This is a genomic window from Campylobacter concisus (genome assembly GCF_002912425.1).
GTDB lineage: Bacteria > Campylobacterota > Campylobacteria > Campylobacterales > Campylobacteraceae > Campylobacter_A > Campylobacter_A concisus_AH.
The window spans coordinates 1-4,167 of the sequence record NZ_POYR01000062.1 but is presented as its reverse complement, the minus strand read 5'-3'; the positions used below and the strand labels follow the sequence as shown (position 1 = coordinate 4,167).

At 35.0% G+C, this 4,167-nt stretch carries 4 protein-coding genes; all 4 read right to left on the bottom strand.

What is annotated here, in order from left to right:
• Positions 1-92: 92 nt before the first annotated feature.
• Positions 93-857: a type IVB secretion system protein IcmH/DotU gene (gene icmH / locus CYP84_RS03905; RefSeq protein ID WP_103636744.1), complete on the bottom strand. Its 765-nt coding sequence runs from the start codon at positions 855-857 to the stop codon at positions 93-95.
• A gap of 9 nt (positions 858-866) precedes the next feature.
• Positions 867-2,261: a type VI secretion system baseplate subunit TssK gene (tssK, locus tag CYP84_RS03900; RefSeq protein ID WP_103598938.1), complete on the bottom strand. Its 1,395-nt coding sequence runs from the start codon at positions 2,259-2,261 to the stop codon at positions 867-869.
• 1 nt (position 2,262) lies between these two features.
• Positions 2,263-2,730, bottom strand: a complete 468-nt coding sequence (gene tssJ, locus CYP84_RS03895) for a type VI secretion system lipoprotein TssJ (RefSeq protein ID WP_103636743.1) — start codon at positions 2,728-2,730, stop codon at positions 2,263-2,265.
• Positions 2,731-2,845: 115 nt separating this feature from the next.
• On the bottom strand, positions 2,846-4,141 hold the full coding sequence (locus CYP84_RS03890) for a thioredoxin reductase (protein ID WP_430393507.1): 1,296 nt from the start codon (positions 4,139-4,141) through the stop codon (positions 2,846-2,848).
• Positions 4,142-4,167: the final 26 nt, after the last annotated feature.

Genomic DNA, 4,167 nt, shown 5'->3' with positions numbered 1-4,167 from the left:
GTATTGTATTTTGACATTGCGTATGTAAAGCTGCTGTAGAGTTCGTTTTCTGACAAGTTTTCGCGAAATTTGTTGAAAAACGTATCTTGCACTTACGTTTTGTCCGTAAAATTTTCTATTATATTGTTTAAAACGCTGTCGTTTTTAACGTTGTTTTGATCCATCGAGTAAGTGCTATATAAAAACGCAGCTGCAATCGCTACAAGCGCTATAAGGATAAAATAAAATTTCAAATGCCTTAGTGAAAATATCTCAAAAAAGCTTCTCTTTTTAGTTTTTAAATAGCTCTTTTCAAATACATTTTCATCAGCTTTGATAAGTGGCGAAACGGCTGAGGCTATATTTTCACAAAGGTATGAAATTTTCTCGTTGCAATCTTCTTGCGCTTCGTATTTGCCCTTGTATCCAAGCACCAAACAAGCGTAGATAAACTCTAAAAAGTCCTTGTTTTTACCAACGTTTTCAAACCATTTATCCATGATGCCAAAGAATTTGTTGCCACCTAAATTTTCGTTGAAAAATCTTGTAGTTAAGGTGTTGTTCGCCCAAAAACTGTTCATAAAAATTTCATTTTTAAGCAAGCTTTCATCGATAAAAACGCAAAGGCAATATCTAAGCCTAATGATGTCATCCTCTTCATAAATGCCTAAATTTGAGATCTTTGAAGTGGTGCTTAATATATCATTTATCAGCTTTTCACGTAAATTTTGCATCTCACTTTGTGAAAAATTTTGTAGTTTTGATACTCTGTTTGCCAAAAGAAGCAGTGGTAGCACGTGATCTAGGGCAGGATTTGCGCCAAGTCCTAGAAGCTTTGTCTGGCTTAAAACTGAAATGTCATTTTGATTTTCACTCATTTTTTATCCTTATAATAAAGCCCACATTTTAATGTCAGCGTTTGATAAATTTGCTGTTATATAGACGCTAATAACGCTTTGATTTGCGAAGCTTTTGAAAATTTCATCTTTTTTATCGATCTTGTAGTAGATATAGTCATTTAGCTTTGGCAATGTACTAGGTATTGCTGAAATTTGCTCTACATTTATGCCGCGAAGCTGTGATGAGACGATACTTTTGATGTTTGATTGGGTGTGGATTTTGCACTGTTCTTTGAAATTTTTAAGCAGGTACTCATTTTTTGTATCGCTATGGATAGCAAAGTAAATTTCTGAGTTTTCTATTATGCTTGGGTTATCAAAGACGCAGTCAAAAAAGCCGTGATTGTTTTTGACGATCTGTGCCATGACGTATTTTGGCGACAAGATATGCGAGAACAAAAGCCTAAGATTGTTTATTAACGGTACGAAAGTTTGACTTAAGTTGTTGTGGTCATAAGCTATAAATTCGCTAAAACTATCATCGTGACTTAGGGCTAGCAGATCAGCTTGAAAATCAACTAGCTTTTCATATAGATACTCTGGATGAATTTTGTCTCTTTTGAAAAGATATGAGAATATCAAGTGCCATTTTTTCAACATATTTAGCGTCAAATATGTTGAAATATCAAGCCTATTTTTCGCCTGATCTATGCCACCTAAAAGCCCAGTATAGCTCTCTTGGTGCTGCTTTGTAGCAAAGCTAAACTCATCTATAAAGCTAGTGATGAAAGAATTTTTACTGATATCGATGCAGGTTGGGATAAATTTCTCATCAAGCGTTATTTGCTTGTTTAGGTCAATGTTTTTTATCCTGCAAATAGGCACACTAAGCTCATAAGGCGTCTTTGAGCCAAGCACTCCTAGAGCCGATCTTTGGCTTGCCAGGATCAAATTTTCTTTATCCTGCGTAAAAGCAGACGAAAGCTCAAAGTCGTCTTTGTCATCTAGCTCGTTCAAGATATCATTACTAGCTTCATCATGCACTCTTGAGCTAATGAGCGCTTGTTTAGCCGTAAATTTTAGATTTGGAAGGTTGTTTTGCAAGCTAACATCAACAAGCCCTGAGCTAACTGGTAGCTTTAGCACTATGACAGCAGAATTTAGCTCGCTAGGGCTTATCTCAAGTGGCTCTGGTAGGTCGTCTTGATCTGGGGCGTTAAATATCGTACCATCTTGTGAGATGCAAGAAATTTTATTTAGCCCTATCTTGCCTTGAAGCAAAAGCTCGCTTGAAATTTCAAGCTCCAAAACTCCATATAAATTTGAAAAAGACGAGACGGTTTTTAGGTTTAAATTTCTCTCAAAATACCTCTCTTGCTGCTCGAAATGAACCTTATCAACGTTCATCCCGTTGTACCAGACAACTTTTAATTTATCAGACATTTTATTTGCTTGCTTGGATCTTAGAGCCGCTAGCGTCTATGGTATTTACGCCATTTTTAGTTATCTCAAAAACTATATTTTTCTCTTTTGCTTCTTTTGTTGATTTGTAAGCTTTGATATTTGTCTTGCTTTGATCAGCATAAAGCACCAAAATGCCCACGTATGGTACTTCGTCTGGATCGACATTTGTAAAAGCGTATCTGTTTGTATTTGGCTGAATTTGCGTTTTTATCGAGTCTATCTTGTCTTGACCAAGTATGTCACCATTTTTCTCAGCTAGATCAACTATGCTAGCTTGCTGAAATTTTGCCACATCTTTCAGCTTGTAAGCGATGATAGTCACTGGTACGTTGTCACCGTGGTAGTTTAAGTTTGAATTTGGGGTGTTGCTTATGATAAGATCTTTTGCACATCCTGCGATAAATAGCATAAAAATTAAAGAACAAAGAAATTTAAACGTTTTCTTCATGGTTTCCTTTACCTCACGTTAATAATATTATTTTTATGTAATTCTATCTAAAATTATTTTAGAAAAAACTTATTTTAAAATCAATGTTCTTAAATAAAACTTTAATGAGCGTTAATCAATCCTTTATATTATGTTCTTTGGCATAGCTTAATATCTTTTGCCTAAGATCTTCAGGGAAGCTATCTCTATACATTACTGGTGTTAAAGGGTTTAGTTTTTTGTCTAATTTACCAGCCTCATATAGTCTTGTTAGCTCTTCTGGTGTGTTGTAGTATGGTGCATTTGGATATCCCTCTGGTGGGGTTAGGGACATTATTTTAGCTTCTAGGAGGGTGGAGTCGATGTAGAGATCTATATCTCTATCTTCGTAATTAGCAGGATAGCCTTTTTCAGAAAAAATCTCCGCATATTCTGGTAGTTCTTTTTTAACATAAGAGATAAATTCCTCCCTTGTAGTCTCGTTTGCGTCAAGGTCTCTAGGGTCTAGTAGTTTTCCTTTATCTTCTACAAGCTCTCTTAAAACTCTATGCATTGAACCTGTAGGGTTAATCACTATCCCATTTCTATTAAAATCCATCACGAAATAGCTCCCTACTATCTCATCAAGATAAGGCATCATGCCATATTCATCTAGTGGAGGATTTTTAGCTAGTTTCCTAAATGCTTCAGCCATTTGTAAATTTTTGTTTAGACCTACTAAATAGGTAGAGTATTCAAATAAATCTGCTAGTCCTCCTAAAGCTTCTTTTTTACCAAGCTGAGCTGATAGAAACATTGATTGATATGCTCTTGCTTTAAATCCTGCATAACCCAATCCAACTCCCCTTGAAAACCCAGCTGTATTTCCTAATACTCCTGCGCATATATTCCACTCTGCTGCAAATAGTTCTGATTTTAGAGTTTTTCTATTAGAGCTTACTTCATCATAAATTTCAGCATATTCTGGCTTTGTTAGTTTGCCATTACTATCTACTCTACCTATGGCATCTTCTGGTATATCTATCATAGTGCATTTTAGATTACTTCTTTTTACTAGATAGATATATCTATCTCTCTTATCTTTTAAGCTTTCATAATAAGCTTTTTCTGATTTAGTCCAAGGAGATAGTTTGTTTGAGCTTACTTTATAGCTAATGTCTAGCCATGGTTTAAATGATAGATAGTCTGTTTGACCTAGAGAGTTTGGTTTAGGGTTATAGTATAGTGGTTTATAGTTTTTATATGGGGATGAGTCTAGGATTGCACGGGCTTGTAGGAGCATTTGGGATTTTTCTTTAAAATACTTTGTTGTATTGTCATCTTTAGTTTTAGACACAATTAAATTTGTATTTTTATCAAACCAAACCTCTTCTCCATTCGGAGCTATAACCGTATATGTATTACTATTACTCATTAGATTTCCTTTATTCATTGTTTTTCCTTTGCTTACTACTGCTA